This is a genomic window from Acinetobacter sp. 1130196 (assembly GCF_000588095.1).
GTDB classification, from domain to species: domain Bacteria; phylum Pseudomonadota; class Gammaproteobacteria; order Pseudomonadales; family Moraxellaceae; genus Acinetobacter; species Acinetobacter nosocomialis.
The window spans coordinates 14,643-29,647 of sequence record NZ_JFWX01000017.1 but is presented as its reverse complement, the minus strand read 5'-3'; the positions used below and the strand labels follow the sequence as shown (position 1 = coordinate 29,647).

At 38.8% G+C, this 15,005-nt stretch carries 14 protein-coding genes and 2 pseudogenes; 7 read left to right on the top strand and 9 right to left on the bottom strand.

The window, feature by feature from the left end; genetic code table 11:
- The first annotated feature begins 65 nt into the window (after positions 1-65).
- Positions 66-236 carry a hemin uptake protein HemP gene (hemP, locus tag J671_RS14285; protein WP_000993415.1) on the top strand — a complete coding sequence of 57 codons (171 nt, stop codon included), beginning with the start codon at positions 66-68 and terminating at the stop codon, positions 234-236.
- A gap of 65 nt (positions 237-301) precedes the next feature.
- Here hemP and J671_RS14280 read toward each other — a convergent pair whose 3' ends face one another.
- The 4 genes from J671_RS14280 to J671_RS14265 all read right to left on the bottom strand — a co-directional run bounded on the left by J671_RS14280 (position 302) and on the right by J671_RS14265 (position 4,607).
- Positions 302-1,660 carry a sensor histidine kinase gene (locus tag J671_RS14280; RefSeq protein WP_031982660.1) on the bottom strand — a complete coding sequence of 453 codons (1,359 nt, stop codon included), beginning with the start codon at positions 1,658-1,660 and terminating at the stop codon, positions 302-304.
- Positions 1,657-2,319: a response regulator transcription factor gene (locus tag J671_RS14275; protein WP_004707827.1), complete on the bottom strand. Its 663-nt coding sequence runs from the start codon at positions 2,317-2,319 to the stop codon at positions 1,657-1,659. The genes J671_RS14280 and J671_RS14275 overlap by 4 nt, the downstream gene beginning before the upstream one ends.
- 104 nt (positions 2,320-2,423) lie before the next feature.
- Positions 2,424-2,774 (bottom strand): NirD/YgiW/YdeI family stress tolerance protein, encoded by a 351-nt coding sequence (locus J671_RS14270; protein WP_002049212.1) that lies wholly within the window; start codon positions 2,772-2,774, stop codon positions 2,424-2,426.
- 75 nt (positions 2,775-2,849) lie between these two features.
- Positions 2,850-4,607, bottom strand: a complete 1,758-nt coding sequence (locus tag J671_RS14265; RefSeq protein ID WP_031982659.1) for a GspE/PulE family protein — start codon at positions 4,605-4,607, stop codon at positions 2,850-2,852.
- A 288-nt stretch (positions 4,608-4,895) separates the two neighbouring features.
- On the opposite strand from J671_RS14265, the pseudogene J671_RS14260 reads away from it, so the two are divergent.
- Positions 4,896-6,165 (top strand): annotated as a pseudogene (locus J671_RS14260) (MgtC/SapB family protein).
- Between the two features lie 10 nt (positions 6,166-6,175).
- On the opposite strand, the gene tsaA reads toward J671_RS14260, so the two are convergent.
- Entirely contained in the window at positions 6,176-6,904 is a 729-nt protein-coding gene (tsaA, locus tag J671_RS14255) for a tRNA (N6-threonylcarbamoyladenosine(37)-N6)-methyltransferase TrmO (protein ID WP_081404905.1), read from the bottom strand.
- A 104-nt stretch (positions 6,905-7,008) separates the two neighbouring features.
- Between tsaA and J671_RS14250 the strand changes: the two genes are divergently transcribed.
- Complete coding sequence (locus J671_RS14250) at positions 7,009-7,788, top strand: ferredoxin--NADP reductase (RefSeq protein WP_002049093.1); 780 nt, start codon at positions 7,009-7,011, stop codon at positions 7,786-7,788.
- Between the two features lie 54 nt (positions 7,789-7,842).
- On the opposite strand, the gene J671_RS14245 is transcribed toward J671_RS14250, so the two are convergent.
- On the bottom strand, positions 7,843-8,712 hold the full coding sequence (locus tag J671_RS14245) for a PhzF family phenazine biosynthesis protein (protein WP_031982656.1): 870 nt from the start codon (positions 8,710-8,712) through the stop codon (positions 7,843-7,845).
- 230 nt (positions 8,713-8,942) lie between these two features.
- Between J671_RS14245 and J671_RS0104570 the strand changes: the two are divergent.
- The 4 genes and pseudogenes from J671_RS0104570 (at position 8,943) to abeS (ending at position 12,667) form a co-directional block, all read left to right on the top strand.
- Positions 8,943-10,410 (top strand): annotated as a pseudogene (locus tag J671_RS0104570) (PLP-dependent aminotransferase family protein).
- A 56-nt stretch (positions 10,411-10,466) separates the two neighbouring features.
- Complete coding sequence (yegQ, locus tag J671_RS14240) at positions 10,467-11,837, top strand: tRNA 5-hydroxyuridine modification protein YegQ (protein WP_031982654.1); 1,371 nt, start codon at positions 10,467-10,469, stop codon at positions 11,835-11,837.
- A gap of 2 nt (positions 11,838-11,839) precedes the next feature.
- A complete protein-coding gene (locus J671_RS14235) occupies positions 11,840-12,103 on the top strand; it encodes a YfhL family 4Fe-4S dicluster ferredoxin (protein ID WP_004707811.1) in 264 nt (87 codons plus the stop codon).
- A gap of 234 nt (positions 12,104-12,337) precedes the next feature.
- Complete coding sequence (abeS, locus tag J671_RS14230; RefSeq protein ID WP_000121131.1) at positions 12,338-12,667, top strand: multidrug efflux SMR transporter AbeS; 330 nt, start codon at positions 12,338-12,340, stop codon at positions 12,665-12,667.
- A 70-nt stretch (positions 12,668-12,737) separates the two neighbouring features.
- Here the strand turns inward: abeS and J671_RS14225 are convergent, their stop codons facing one another.
- The 3 genes from J671_RS14225 to J671_RS14215 are packed head-to-tail and all read right to left on the bottom strand — an operon-like array spanning position 12,738 to position 14,923.
- Positions 12,738-13,514, bottom strand: a complete 777-nt coding sequence (locus J671_RS14225) for an ABC transporter ATP-binding protein (RefSeq protein WP_000438610.1) — start codon at positions 13,512-13,514, stop codon at positions 12,738-12,740.
- A gap of 9 nt (positions 13,515-13,523) precedes the next feature.
- A complete protein-coding gene (locus J671_RS14220; RefSeq protein WP_002049239.1) occupies positions 13,524-14,237 on the bottom strand; it encodes an ABC transporter permease in 714 nt (237 codons plus the stop codon).
- A complete protein-coding gene (locus J671_RS14215; RefSeq protein WP_000010370.1) occupies positions 14,234-14,923 on the bottom strand; it encodes an ABC transporter permease in 690 nt (229 codons plus the stop codon). The genes J671_RS14220 and J671_RS14215 overlap by 4 nt, the downstream gene beginning before the upstream one ends.
- Between the last annotated feature and the right edge of the window lie 82 nt (positions 14,924-15,005).

Sequence of the window (15,005 nt, the reverse complement as noted above, 5' to 3'; positions counted from 1 at the left end):
TGACAGATCTATTCGATAATGATTATCATTTAAATCGTTCAAGAATATACCACGGAGCACAACAAATGAACGCACCTTTTAGCTTATTTACTCGTAACACTGACTCAGCTCATGCCTTACCAATGCTGCATTCTAACAACCTATTTGCATTAGGTCGTGAAATTCGAATTATGCATGCTGGCGAGGAATACCGACTACGCCTTACTCGCAATAACCGTCTCATTTTAACTAAATAAGAACTACCCTCGCGTTTCAATAATATTCGTGGGAAAACAAAAAATGGATAGCATGGGCAACCATGCTATTTTTGTATTTCATGATTAAAAGGCAATGTCACCTCAACTTTTAAACCACCTTGGTTTGCATGCATAAACTGCAGTTCCCCACCATGGAGTTGAATAATTTTTTTAGTAATTGATAGTCCTAATCCTGAGCCTTGTTGCTGCGTACCTAATACACGAAAAAAACGCTGTCCTAGACGTCTTAAAACTTCATCATCTACACCATTTCCAGTGTCTTCTATAGAAATTTTTAATTGTTGCTGATCATGACTGAGCTCAACATGAATAAAACCCAACATAGGACTATAGCGAATAGCATTATCAAACAGATTTCTAAAAGCAATCAAAAGTAATTCTTCATTTGCAAATATTTTGGTTTCATTTGACAAAATATTTGTCTCAATCATCATTTGTTTGGCTTGTGCATCCATACTTACAGTTTCAATTACTCGAGCTAATAGATGGTTTAAATCAATCACACTCTTAAAAAGTTCTGGTTGTTCTATTTCATTAGGTTCCAAACGAGCAAGGAGCAGTAAATTTTCAAGAATTTTGGTACTTCTTGAAACGTCTTCCTGGATACGTTCAAAGTCTTGATCAAGCTCTGGAATATGCTGATATTTACGTTGTAAAACTTGCAGACGCATTTGTATGGCAGATAATGGTGAACGTAACTCATGTGATGCATCTGCGGTAAATCGCTGTTCAGCAACGAGTGCCCTTTGGAGCCTTGCGAGTAACTGGTTTAATGCATCTATGACGGGTTGAATTTCTGTAATGACATCTGGGTCTTGAATCGGTTCTAAATTTGATGCGGTTTTTTGAGCAATACGTTTAGAGAGTAGGTTGAGAGCCGCCAATTGTTGTTCGGTACGCCAACTTACAATGACCCATTGTAGTAGCCAGAACAAAACCATAAGACCACTATATCCAGCGAGTGCTTTGAGTACTTCTTCAACACGAGTACTCATGGGTTGAAAAACCTCAACTTGCAGCTCTGAATCTTTTTGTTGTGCGGCCAGACTACGCCATAATTGACCATCAAACCAAAAATATGAAAAACCTTTTGATAAATTGCCTTGTTCAAAAAGTTCATGTTGGTAAGTATGAGAATGAGTAAGCAATTGACCAGAATTTAATAATTCATATTGAATATCAAACTCATCACTGAGCTCGTCAAATTGTCTCATAGAATGTTTAGAGAGATCAGAAACCAATAACGTATCTGAAATTTCATCCATGATTTCATCTTGCACTGACATATTGTGATAAATCGAAAATATGGTAAGCAAGCTTAAAGCGAGCAGCCCCACCACGATACTGCTCCACATAGTGGTTTTAACCAGTTGAGACTGCAAAGAGGATCGATTCGTTTTCATTTTAAATCTCCCATACGGTAGCCTAGTCCCCGTATGGTTTTAATACTGCTACTGCCGATTTTTTTTCGAAGTTGATAGATAAAAACCTCTATTGCATTACTTTCAATCTCGTCACCCCATGCATAGAGCGCTTCTTCTAATTGATCCCGAGTAACAATATGTTCAGGATGAACCATGAGCTTACGTAAAATTTGGAACTCTTTCGCTGTTAAATCAATGGAATTTCCGGCCAACGATACAACTTTTGCTTGAGTATCTAGATGTAAATCTCCCCATATTAGAATCGATTGCTGACTTAAAGTTTGATTACGTAATTGAGCACGGATTCGGGCAGATAACTCTTCTAAGCTAAAAGGTTTAATCAAGTAGTCATTTGCGCCTAAATCTAGTCCCTCTACCCGGTCATGAATGCTGTCACGCGCTGTAATAAAAATGACAGGTACATTTTTTTGTTTATAACGGATTGTTGTTAAGACTTTTTCACCTGCCAGTTGAGGTAAACCTCGATCAAGTAAAATACAATCATAGTCATGCTGCTCAATCGCAGTAAGGGCATAATCACCTCTTTCGACCCAATCGACTTGATAGCCATCTAACTCTAACCAAGATTGAATACTTTCCGCTTGAGAGCGATCATCTTCTGCAAGCAAAATTCTCATCTATTTTTCCTGTTATATTCTGTCTTGATCTTGCCAAGCCTTTATTAAAAAAGCAAAGCCGCATCATCAGTGCGGCTATAAATATTATAAGTAAAGTCCAGTGCTTAAAACTGGATTTGTTCTACATCAATTTCTACATGTTTTGAGGGTTTAAAGTCTATATCTACTTCACCAACTAAACCAATATTAGTTGTTGGGGAAATAGGATGACCTTGCCAAAGCTCATCATCTACATTAATAGTGATAGTACCTGTTTTATCTCGGAACTGATATTTCTCATCTCCAATAGATTTCACGACTTGTCCATGTAGTTTTACAGGCGTATCGTCTTTTGCCGTTAATGCTTGCTTAACAGTAGTGACCGTTGCAGATATAGCCGCTGCTTGACTCATAGATATAGGAGCTAGCGCTATACCAGTAAGCGCTGTCATCAAGATCACTTTAAATGCTTTCATAAAATCACCTATTTAATTACATCTTGGAATGACATCAGTAAAACAAGCATAAATGAGGTGAATCTTAAGAAAAGTTTAGTTTAATGGAACAACTCTTAATACCTCTTCTAAAGTGGTAAGCCCTTCAATGACTTTATGTGCTCCCGCAATTCTCAAAGGCTCTACACTTTCTTTTTTGGTTTGGCTTCGTAGTTCATTTAATGTCGCATGGCTGCTAATAAGATGCTTAAGCTCAAGACTAACTGGCATAAACTCATAAATACCAACTCGACCTTTATAGCCCGTATGTCGGCATTGTTCACACCCTACTGCTTGATAAACTTTTTCGGGCATTTCCATAATATAGTCAAATGTTAGGTGCTGCCATTCTTCCTCATTTATATGAGTTTCTTGTTTACAGTGTGGGCAAAGTCGTCGCACTAAACGCTGAGCCAATACCCCTAAAATAGTCGCTGCTGTTAAAAAAGGTTGCACACCCAAATCATGTAAACGGGTCAAACTAGAGGGTGCATCATTGGTATGTAAAGTTGATAAAACCAAATGCCCTGTGAGTGCCGCCTGAATGGCCATATTTGCAGTATCTTGGTCACGAATTTCCCCAATCATAATAATGTCTGGGTCTTGACGCATCAGGGCACGCACACCATCAGCAAAGCCCAGATCAATTGCATTATTGACCTGCATTTGGTTAAAACTAGGCTCTAGCATTTCAATCGGGTCTTCAATGGTACAGACATTGACCTGCTCGGTTGCAAGCTGCTTTAAAGAAGAATATAGCGTTGTGGTTTTACCAGAACCTGTTGGACCAGTAACCAAAATAATGCCGTGACTATTTTGTGTAATACGCTGCCATTGTTGCAACAATGACTGGTCAAAACCCAATTGCTGAAAGGAACGTACCAGTACATCTGGATCAAAAATACGCATAACCATTTTTTCACCAAACGCTGTTGGTAAGGTAGATAAACGGAGTTCGGTTTCTTGCCCTTTCGGTGTGCGTGTTTTTAACCGACCATCTTGCGGTTTACGTTTTTCTGCTACATTTAATCGCCCTAAAATTTTAATTCGGGAAATCACGGCAGTCAGTGTATTTGAGGGCATGTTATAAATGGTATGTAAAACACCATCAATACGGAACCGAACTTTGCCATTGTCTTTACGCGGTTCCATATGAATGTCACTGGCACTTTGTTCAAATGCAAACTGTAAAATCCAGTCAACCAATTTCACAATGTGTTGATCATTGGCATCAGGGTTTTGGCTATCACCAAGCTGTAAAAGTGCTTCTACTCCCTTGTTATCACGGTCATGCGCAGCATCTTTCTGAGCTGAATTTACTGCTCGGCTAACCTGATAATATTCTCGCAAATAACGTTGCAACTGTTCGGGATTAAGCAGTACGCGTTCAATTTTCTTCGGTGCCAGGCTTCTTTCCAAATTGTTTAACCAATCTGTTTTAAAAGGCTGGTCTGTACCAATCACAATTCGGTCCGCATGAACTTCTACAGCTAAAATATGGTTTCGAATTGCAAACTCTTGTGACATGACTTGAGTTAAAGCGCTTACATCTGCTTTTAAAGGATCAATCACAAATAATGGTAATTGCGCCCGATCAGCAAACCATTGGCACAGGCGGTTTAGACTTAAATGTGCTTGTACGTGCTGTTGGTCTTTTAAATTAAAATGTGCAATCCACTGTAATGGATGCCATTTCAATTGATCTTTTTGTCTATTTGTCGTTTGTACCAGTAATTTGTCCCGTTCAGTAATGCGGCCTTCTTGTAATAGTTGTTCCAGACACCAATGTGCGTCTATTTCTACATGTGCATTCATGTGTTATCCCCAATATATTTTTATAATATAGCAGAGATGTTTTAGATTTAGCTGGTCTAGAAATCTTCAAATTTAGCTTTTAAATATCTTTTAACTTCAATTAATTAAACCAATTCTCAACTTAGATTTTTTTTGTGTCATAGATCATATTTATAAAGATATTTATTATGATAGTTTGATTAAAAAAGAGACTAGGCTCAATACAATAAAAAGCATAAACTGGACATGAATATATGATTTAAAAATAACTGACATCTACATATAACAATAAACCTAAGAGGAAGTATTATGAATCTTCCAATGACAATGTCATTACAAACTGCATCATTTGAAGAATTTATCACTATCATTGCTGCTGCATTGGGCTGCGGGTTATTAATTGGTCTGGAGCGCGAAAGAAGTAAGTTAAAACACGAATATAAAACTTTCGCAGGTTTTCGATCATTTGCAATTAGCTCCCTACTCGGAGCAATATGCTTTTTATTCGGTACTGAAATTGGAATTGTAGGTGCTCTACTTATAGGCGCGATCAGTATTGTCTCTCTTAAAAAATCAGCCAAATGACCCCGGTGTCACCACCGAACTTGCCTTTATTATGACTTACTTCATTGGGGCGCTTTGTATTTGGAATATTTCGCTGGCTGCAGGACTCGCCGTGATCATAACGATTATTTTATTGGCAAAACAATCAATGCATGGCATAGCCAGTCAATGGATTACCGAATCAGAATTGCGCGACGGGATTTTTTTACTGGCATTACTTTTAATTGCCTTACCCTTAGTTCCCAATAAACCTTTTTGGGGACCCGTTCTAAACCCTCATGTGATTTTAAAATTACTGACTTTAATTTTATTTGTGCAAGCTCTCGCACATATTGCAAAGCGGCTTTTATCTTCTAAAAATGCTTTATTACTCTCTTCTTTAGCATCAGGTTTTGTTTCAAGTACCGCCACTATCGCGAGTCTGGGTTTGGAAGTACGCTCTGGTCGTGCAAATGCCAAGACAAATGCAGGTGCAGCATTAATGTCATGTGTTTCCACATTGGTACAAACCTTAATTATTGTCGTCGGTATAAGTTTGGCATGGTTCAAACTTATTATATTTCCAACACTCATTGCATTGGCTTTTTTAGCGGTATGGGCTTTCATTATATTACGCAAGGCAGAGCCAAGTACGACTACACCCGAGCTAGATTCCAGAATGTTTAGCTTAAAAGAAGCAATTATTATTGCAGGGACACTTACCCTCATTCAGGCAGGCGTTTATGGTCTAAGTCTATATTTGGGAGATGCAGGCTTAATCGCAGGGACCTTACTCGCATCTTTGTTTGAAATACATGCAGCTATTGCAGCAGTAATTGTACAAGGAGAACCGAATAACGCTCATACCTCACTACTCATTGCTTTCATGAGCGGCTTCGCTGTCCATGCGATTGCTAAAAGCATTAACTCGGCTATTTCTGGTGGAATGCGTTATGCCCTTGCTTTTATTCCTGCCCAAATTTTGCATATGACAATATTTATTAGCTTGCTATGGATGAACCTACATTGGTTCTAAAACGGCTTTATTAGATAAGCGATTCCTCTTTCGCTATATCAACAACTGTAATGACATTACCATTCACTTTAAAATGAATATCAAAATTCGAAAATTTCATTTTATAGACTCGTTCAGGGTCTTCTTGATAGGCAGGTCTAGGGTCTAACGTCAATACTTGTTCTAATTCATCAAGATATTGCGTATTAATTTTTTTATTCTTTAAAAGATATTGCTGGGTAGTGAGTGCAGTTTCCGACCATATGACTGACTTTCGTTCGGGTTCAGCCTGCGCATAACCACTTTGAGCATCAACAATGGCATCTGAATATTGAATATAAGGTTTAATATCTAAAATTGGCGTGCCATTTAATAAATCACTGCCTGTAACGTACACTCTTAATGACTTACCGACTTTTTCAATCTTTTTTAAACGTACTACAGATAAACCCACAGGCGCTGGACGATACATACTGCGTGTTGCAAACACACCAATTTTTTCATTGCCCCCTAAACGTGGCGGACGAACCTGAGGCCGAAACTTAGTTGCAGTCTCCTGATTTTTATTGTCATGAAACTGCCAAATGAGCCAAAGATGACTAAATTGCTCAATTCCCTCAAAAGCCAACAAGTCGTTATAAGGTTCTACCATCTCGATATAAGATTCGATATTAACCAAATTAGGCTGACGTGGAATACCAAATTTTTCTCGAAAAGGTGAGCACATGTGCCCGACTATTGGGAGGGTGACAGAATTCATCATCACTTTTTCTTATAAACACAATTAAATATATTCAGTTTATCGGGAATGAAATTAGATTAGAATAGCAATCTGTTTTCTTTTAATCGTGATCGAGACCTTTAATGGCTGCTTTTAACGTTGAACGCATTACTCATGTGCACCACTGGAATGACACCCTTTTCAGTTTTAAAACTACACGCGACACTAGCTTACGTTTTAAAAATGGTCAGTTCGTGATGATCGGACTTGAAGTGAATGGCAAACCGTTAATGCGTGCATATTCGATTGCAAGTGCAAACTACGAAGAAGAGTTAGAGTTCTTCTCGATTAAAGTACCAGATGGTCCTTTAACTTCAATTTTGCAAAAAGTACAAGTTGGTGACGAAATTTTAGTTTCTAAAAAACCAACAGGTACTTTAGTTCATGATGATCTTTTACCAGGTAAAAACTTGTACCTTTTATCTTCTGGTACTGGTCTTGCTCCATTCTTGTCAATTATTCGTGACCCAGAAACTTACGAACGCTTTGAAAAAGTAATTGTTGTTCATGGTACACGCTATATTTCTGAATTAGCTTATCAAGACTTAATCTTGAACGAATTACCAAACCATGAATTCTTTGAAGAGTTAGGTATTAAAGACAAACTTGTTTATTACCCTACTGTTACTCGTGAACCTTTCCACACACAAGGCCGTGTAACAACTGCAATTGAAACAGGCGCTTTATTTGAAAAAATCGGTTTACCACGTTTCAACCGTGAAACTGACCGTGCAATGCTTTGCGGTAGCCCTGCATTCTTAAAAGACGTTGCTGCATTACTTGACCAACATGGTTTAGTTGAATCACCTCGCATGGGTGAAATGGGCGACTATGTGATCGAACGTGCGTTCGTAGAAAAATAAGATTTTTCTAAATAAAAAACCGAGGTAAAGTCCTCGGTTTTTTTATAGCTCTTTTTATAAGGTGATGCTGCCATCAATACAGGTAACAGCTGTTCCACCCACTAAAATTTTATCTTGATGCAATTCAAGCTTAAGTTGTCCATTGCGCCCTAAAGCGCGACCTTGTGAAGAAAGCACAAGGTCATTTTGTGCTGGCAAAATACCATAGTAACGAATAAAAGACGCTACACTCCCATTACCACTACCACAAACTGGATCTTCGTTTACACCACATGAAGTTGCAAATGAACGGACCTCTATATGCTTTTCTACATCATCATTTTCATAAAAACCGAAAACTGTCGCACCCGTAACTTTCATTTCTAAATCATGTTCTTTTAGAGCAGCAAAGTCGGGTTGGCTATCTAAAACAGCCTTAGCATTTACAGCTTGTAATACAACCCAACGCGCACCTACATCTATCAATGCTGCATTCCATTGTGTATTAATTTTACATTTTAAAATTTCTGCCAATTTTTCAGTATGCATTGCATCGAGTGGAGTAATTTTAGGCTTAGGGAGTTCAAATGAAATATGCTTTGAATCACTTACAGTCAAAGTCACCAAACCTGCACCGCATTGCTGTACTAACTTACCTTCTTTAGCAGTCACTATACCCGCTTCAAGCAAAGCATAGGCGGTACCAATTGTGGGATGTCCTGCAAATGGCAACTCACTTTGTGGAGTAAAAATTCGAACCTGATAGTCAGCTTGTGAATCAGTGGCTGGAAATACAAATGTGGTTTCAGAAAGATTGGTCCAGTTCGCAATGGCTTGCATCTGCTCAGACGTTAAAGTACTGGCATCCATAATGACCGCAACAGGGTTTCCTTTAAATGCTTGTGAAGTAAAAACATCAACTTGTTTAAATGCAACAACAGACATAGACCACTCCTACTGATTTTATAATTAAAAAAATATGGCTTTAAATCCTCACCACTTTTTGATCTTACTAATTTATTTTTGATGGTCACAGTATCAGTTAATATGAAAAATAATAGACACAGTTCTTAAAAATAAATCCTGCTTAAAAGGATCAATCTAAGCGAATAACAATATTTGAGATAAATACCAGATCACTATAAAGTGTATCCATTACTTTTACTTTTTAATAAATTGACATGTACAAATATAAAAAAGTGAGTGATGACCTCACCCTTCAAATCCAGAATGGTAGGCAGCCTGTAGGTTCTAGGCTGCCTTCAATTCGTGACTGTGCGCAACATTATCAGGTCAGTATTAACACCGTAAAAGAAGCTTATCGTCAGCTTGAAGACCAAGGTTTAATTTCAGTTCGCCCACAGTCTGGCTACTATGTTTGTCATGCTCCTTCAAACTTACTAGAACTCGAAGAGCGTTATGTCAGTGAAGAAAAAGTATCTCTTTCAGGAATTAGCTGTTTTCTCGCACAAATTGTTAAAAAACAGATGGAGCCTGACTATGCCAATTTAGCTCTAGCTTGCCCTACTGGAGAAAACTTCTATCCAATAGAAAGATTAAAACGTTTAACTGCTCAAGTTTTACGGACACAGGCAGACATTTTTAAAAACTATACTTTGCCGCCTGGTTCGTTACGATTACGTACTCAAATTGCTAGGCGAAGCTTACAGCTTGGCATGTTTCTGTCCGCAGATGACATTGTGCTGACTCATGGCACTATGGAGGCTTTAAGTCTCGCAATTATGGCAACCACCCAAGCAGGTGACAGCATAGCGCTTGAGATTCCTACTTTTCATAACCTGTACCCGCTTCTTCATAATTTAGGGCGAAAAATCGTAGAAGTGCCGACTTCGCCTCATACAGGGATGTGTCTAGATGCACTTGAAGAACTCTTAAAAATCAAAAAGTGAAAAAGCCATATTAACTATTCCGACAGGACATAATCCTCTTGGTTTTAGCATGCCTGAAAGCAACCGCCGGCGTTTAGCAGAGCTCGCTAATCAGTTCCAAATTCCGGTTATTGAAGATGCAATGTATGCTGAACTACAACCCCCCGAGCCTCTCCTACCCAACATTAAGGCATTTGACCAAAATGGATGGGTCTTGGTCTGTGGTAGCTATACCAAAACTGTGGCACCTGACTATCGAATTGGTTGGCTAGAAGCTGGACGCTTTCGTAATATTGTGCAGCAAATTAAATTAACAACAACCGTTGCCGAACCAACTTTACTCACCGAAACTTTAGGACTTTTTTTAGAAAATGGTGGTTACGATCTGCATTTACGTCAGCTCAAAAAGCGCTATCAACAACAAATCGATACCATCAACTCTTATATTTGTCGCTATTTTCCACTCGGTACTCGAGTTAGTCGTCCACAAGCTGGATTTATTTTATGGTTAGAGCTACCCGAATCTATTGATACATTAGAACTGTTTCATCAAGCAATGGATGAAAAGATCTTATGTATGCCAGGAATTTTATGTTCGGCTGATAAACGTTTTAGTCATTGTTTACGTATAGCAGCCTGTTTCGAATTAAATCCGAAAATGTTAAATGCTTTGATGCGCTTAGGAGAGTTAGCAAAAAATATGCTACCCGCGCAAAATGATATAACTCAAATTCCTACTAATTCAGTAGGTTGAATCAAAAATGCGGAGTTAATAAAATAAAACCATATATTTTTTATGCCTTTTATTTTATGAAAACCGAACTTCTCTCTCCCGCAGGTTCTCTTAAAAACATGCGCTATGCATTTGCTTATGGTGCAGATGCAGTATACGCAGGCCAACCTCGTTACAGCTTACGTGTACGTAATAATGCTTTTGACCATGACAACTTAAAAATTGGTATTGATGAAGCCCACGCTTTGGGTAAGAAGTTTTATGTTGTGGTAAATATTCAGCCACATAACAGCAAATTAAAAAACTTTATACGCGATCTTGAGCCAATTGTGGCTATGCAGCCAGATGCTCTGATTATGTCTGATCCGGGTTTAATTATGATGGTGCGTGAGCATTTCCCAGAAGTGCAAATTCATCTATCGGTTCAAGCCAACGCTATTAACTGGGCTACTGTTAAATTTTGGAAAGACTACGGCCTAAGCCGCGTGATTTTATCTCGTGAATTATCTTTAGAAGAAATAGAAGAAATCCAGCAACATGTGCCCGATATTGAACTCGAGGTTTTTGTACATGGCGCTCTATGCATGGCCTACTCAGGCCGCTGTTTACTTTCTGGATATATGAACAAGCGTGACGCCAACCAAGGTGCTTGTACCAATGCCTGCCGTTGGGACTATAAACTACATGAAGCCCAAGAAGATGCAAACGGCGATATAATTCCAGTCACTCAGCTAAATACACCAGAAAAGTCTTGCTGCTCATCAGCACAATCAGAAACAACCTCGGTTCAAACTTTACTCGTACAACGTAATGATGAAGAAATGTTTGCTGCCGAAGAAGATGAACACGGCACCTATTTTATGAACTCTAAAGATTTACGTGCGGTACAACATGTAGATCGTTTAATAAAAATGGGCATTGCCTCACTGAAAATTGAAGGCCGTACTAAATCCTATTTTTACTGTGCCCGTACTGCTCAAATTTATCGAAAAGCTATTGATGATGCATTAGCAGGTAAACCTTTTGACCCAAGTTTAATGACCCAACTCGAAGGTTTGGCAAACCGCGGTTACACTGAAGGCTTTTTAAGACGGCATGTACATAGCGAATATCAAAACTATGCTGACGGATCATCACATTTTGACTATCAACAATTTTGTGGTGAAGTTTTAGAACGTCACGGCGATTATATTCGCATTGAGGTGAAAAACCGTTTTGTGATTGGCGACTCACTTGAGCTGATGACGCCTCAAGGCAATATCAGCTTTACCTTAACCGAAATGAGCGATTTAAAGGGCAATCCAATTACAGATGCTAAAGGTTCGGGACATTTTGTTGAGATTCCACTTTCACAAGATGTTGATGTTAGTTATGCCCTACTCATACGCAATTTGCCGCATGCGAAAGAAAGTATTACTGCCTCTACATTGGCTTATTCAGTGAGTTAAACATGGCCCTTTTGATTACGAATGACTGCATCAATTGTGATATGTGTTTACCCGAATGCCCCAATACAGCTATTTTTGAAGGAAGCAAAGTTTATGAAATTGATTCATCTCGTTGTACCGAGTGTGTAGGCTTTTACGATGCGCCAACATGTAAAGCGGTTTGCCCAATCGATTGTATAGAACCAGACCCTGCACATATTGAAAATAGAGAGCAATTATTAGAGAAATTTAAAGGTCTGAATTTAATCGGCTCATTCTCTTCTTAAAACCATTTAGAGGATCAAGTTAAAATCACTGATCCTCTTAAATGACCATGCAGATCAATGATTGAATAAACGAATAAATAGCTGAGACCACTTTGCTAGTGATAAAATCAATTTATCAGTTCAGTTTGGTTTACTGGTACTTTTGTACCAAAAAATTGAACAATCGTTAAAACTGGTCAAATCATTTCAACATTTCATATAGATTGATTAAAACCCTTTCTGGCGCAGCTTCCCATGTCTTATCTTTATTTAGCAATTGCGATTGCTTGTGAAGTTATTGCAACTTCAGCATTAAAAGCATCTCAAGGCTTTACTGTTCCCATTCCGTCTATTATTACGGTTGTGGGTTATGCAGTTGCTTTTTATTTATTATCTCTTACGCTCAAAACAATTCCGATCGGGATTGCCTATGCCATTTGGTCAGGCGCAGGTATTATTTTAATTTCTGCAATTGGCTGGATATTTTACAAACAGCATTTAGACTTAGCTGCCTGCATTGGTTTAGCTTTAATGATCGCTGGTATTGTGATTATTAATGTATTTTCTAAAAATACTCATCTATAAAATATAATTAAAAAGCAACCGAGTATGATGAGAATGTTAAAAAAGTTTCACCATACTCGGTATCAACAGCTTATTTTAAACTACCCGTCAAAAATTGCTTTAAACGCTCACTTTTCGGGTTGTTGAGTACTTCATCAGGATGTCCCTGTTCCTCAATTTTCCCTTGATGCAAGAAAATCACCTGATTAGACACATGACGTGCAAAGCCCATTTCATGTGTGACCACAATCATGGTACGACCTTCTTCAGCCAAGCCTTGCATTACTTTTAGTACTTCACCGACCAACTCTGGATCAAGTGCGCTGGTTGGTTCATCAAATAACATCACTTCCGGTTCCATAGCCAAAGCACGAGCAATTGCTACACGTTGCTGCTGACCACCAGATAAAAATGCCGGATATTTACTCTCAACACTTTCAGGCAATCCAACTTTACGTAGGTACTTGCGTGCACACTCTTCTGCTTCAGCACGTTTTACTCCAAGTACATGGATTGGCCCTTCAATGACATTTTCCAGTACTGTCATGTGTGACCACAAATTAAAATGCTGAAACACCATCATGAGCTGAGTACGCATTTTTTGTAGCTGCTTTGGGTCAACCACTTTTAAATTGCCTTTTTTATCAAAGACTGTGCGTAGTTTTTCACCATTGAGCTTAATCGTGCCATTGCTCGGTTGTTCTAAAAAGTTGATACAACGCAGCAAGGTACTTTTACCTGAACCAGATGAACCAATAATACTAATTACATCACCGGCATTTGCATCAAGTGATATTCCTTTAAGTACTTCATGATCGCCAAATGTTTTGTGTAAATCACGAATCACTAGTTTTGCAACCTGTTCCATTTATGTCTCCTAATGATTCGATGGCTTTAAAAATGCCAACCAACGTTTTTCCAACTTACGAAATATCCAAATCAAAATAAAAGCCAGCACTGCATATAACACCGCAGCAATGCCAAAAGCACTGAAAGTGTCATAGGTTGCTGCATTCACATCACGCGCAATTTTTAAAATGTCGGGAACTGTTGCGGTAAATGCAATGGTTGTGGCATGCAACATCAAAATGACTTCATTGCCATAAAACGGTAAAGCACGGCGTAACATCGACGGAATGATAATACGTGTGTAGAGTTTCCATTTTGACATACCGAAAGCTTGAGCAGCTTCAATCTCACCATGTGGAATAGAACGGATCGCTCCAGCGAAGATTTCAGTGGTATATGCACCAGTATTGAGCGCGAATGCCAAAATGGTGCAATTTATGCCCTCTCGAAAGAATGCATCGAGAGTTTGATGTTCATGGACATAATCAAAGCTATAAATACCCGAGTAAATAATCAACAGTTGGATGTAGAGTGGTGTGCCACGAAAAACATAAGTAAACAACCAAACTGGACCACGCAACCAGTTATTTTCTGATACTCGTGCAAGTGATAAAGGCACAGCAAGCACAAACCCAATACCAATTGAAAGCACCAATAACCAAGCAGTCATCGCGACACCGGTCATTTGTAGGCCATCGGTCCAAAGGTATGCCTTCCAATATTGTTGAAGGATTTCAATCATAATTGCCCCTTCCTCACACCAGCAGAATAATGACGTTCAAGCCACATTAAGATCAGGTTCGATACGGTAGTAATGACCAAATAAATAGCGGCAGCCACGATGCTGAAAAAGAACAGTTGCATGGTACTTCTACCTGCATCTTGCGTAATTTTTACAATGTCAGTCAGGCCAATAATGGAAACCAGCGCGGTCGCCTTAATCAAAACTTGCCAGTTGTTACCAATGCCAGGCAACGCAAAACGCATCATTTGAGGGAATAATACACGGTGAAAAACCTGCCACGGCGTCATCCCATAGGCCATTGCTGCTTCAATTTGTCCCCTCGGAACCGATTGAAATGCACCACGAAAGGTCTCGGTAAAATATGCACCATAAATGAACGCTAAGGTAATCACCCCAGCCACAAATGGGTTTATATCAATCTGGTCCATTTGTAGTGCTTCAGTAATTTGGTTTAAACCCAACTGCAAGCTATAAAATAACAGCAGCATAATCACTAAGTCAGGCACACTACGGATGAGTGTGGTATAGGCGGTCGCAATATAACGTAAAGCTTTAATATTAGAGAGTTTTGAACTCGCACCAATTAAGCCAATAATGACAGAAAGCAAGAGTGATAACAGCGCAAGCTGTATGGTCATCCATGTTCCGCTGAGAAGGAGTGGCCCGTAGCCAGAAAAAGACATGACTCATCTTCTCCTTAAAAACAATATCTAATATTGATGAGATGAGAATAGATTTAAAAATGTCGGCACTTAGCCGACATTT

Excerpts from the sequence above, each read along its gene's own strand:
- hemP (WP_000993415.1), top strand. The coding sequence starts at position 66 with ATGAACGCACCTTTTAGCTTATTTACTCGTAACACTGACTCAGCTCAT.
- J671_RS14280 (WP_031982660.1), bottom strand. The coding sequence starts at position 1,660 with ATGAAAACGAATCGATCCTCTTTGCAGTCTCAACTGGTTAAAACCACT.
- J671_RS14275 (WP_004707827.1), bottom strand. The coding sequence starts at position 2,319 with ATGAGAATTTTGCTTGCAGAAGATGATCGCTCTCAAGCGGAAAGTATT.
- J671_RS14270 (WP_002049212.1), bottom strand. The coding sequence starts at position 2,774 with ATGAAAGCATTTAAAGTGATCTTGATGACAGCGCTTACTGGTATAGCG.
- J671_RS14265 (WP_031982659.1), bottom strand. The coding sequence starts at position 4,607 with ATGAATGCACATGTAGAAATAGACGCACATTGGTGTCTGGAACAACTA.
- tsaA (WP_081404905.1), bottom strand. The coding sequence starts at position 6,904 with ATGAATTCTGTCACCCTCCCAATAGTCGGGCACATGTGCTCACCTTTT.
- J671_RS14250 (WP_002049093.1), top strand. The coding sequence starts at position 7,009 with ATGGCTGCTTTTAACGTTGAACGCATTACTCATGTGCACCACTGGAAT.
- J671_RS14245 (WP_031982656.1), bottom strand. The coding sequence starts at position 8,712 with ATGTCTGTTGTTGCATTTAAACAAGTTGATGTTTTTACTTCACAAGCA.
- yegQ (WP_031982654.1), top strand. The coding sequence starts at position 10,467 with ATGAAAACCGAACTTCTCTCTCCCGCAGGTTCTCTTAAAAACATGCGC.
- J671_RS14235 (WP_004707811.1), top strand. The coding sequence starts at position 11,840 with ATGGCCCTTTTGATTACGAATGACTGCATCAATTGTGATATGTGTTTA.
- abeS (WP_000121131.1), top strand. The coding sequence starts at position 12,338 with ATGTCTTATCTTTATTTAGCAATTGCGATTGCTTGTGAAGTTATTGCA.
- J671_RS14225 (WP_000438610.1), bottom strand. The coding sequence starts at position 13,514 with ATGGAACAGGTTGCAAAACTAGTGATTCGTGATTTACACAAAACATTT.
- J671_RS14220 (WP_002049239.1), bottom strand. The coding sequence starts at position 14,237 with ATGATTGAAATCCTTCAACAATATTGGAAGGCATACCTTTGGACCGAT.
- J671_RS14215 (WP_000010370.1), bottom strand. The coding sequence starts at position 14,923 with ATGTCTTTTTCTGGCTACGGGCCACTCCTTCTCAGCGGAACATGGATG.